We start from the raw sequence: 223 nt of genomic DNA, 5'->3' as shown, positions 1-223 counted from the left end.
AGGTCAAAGACATCCTGGTCACCGCCCCGGACCCCCTCCGCGCGAAATACCGCGGCATGACCAGCCCTGCCCTGATGGCCGCCCTGGAGAAAACACGACCCGCCGGTGCCCCGTCCGAGCCGCTAAGCAGCACCATGCGCTGTCTCAAGCGCTACGTCGCCCGGGAAATCTACGACCAGCTCTTTCACCCGCACCCCGCCCCGGACGGCGGACCACTGCGAAC

The 223-nt window shown here is 67.7% G+C and carries 1 pseudogene; it reads left to right on the top strand.

What is annotated here, in order from left to right:
• Positions 1 to 223 (top strand): annotated as a pseudogene (locus LD110_RS23515) (hypothetical protein); the annotation flags it as partial.

The organism is Arthrobacter sp. M4 (assembly GCF_020251205.1).
GTDB lineage: Bacteria > Actinomycetota > Actinomycetes > Actinomycetales > Micrococcaceae > Arthrobacter.
Note: the sequence above shows the minus strand (reverse complement) of the source record. Positions and strands in the feature narration are given on the sequence as shown.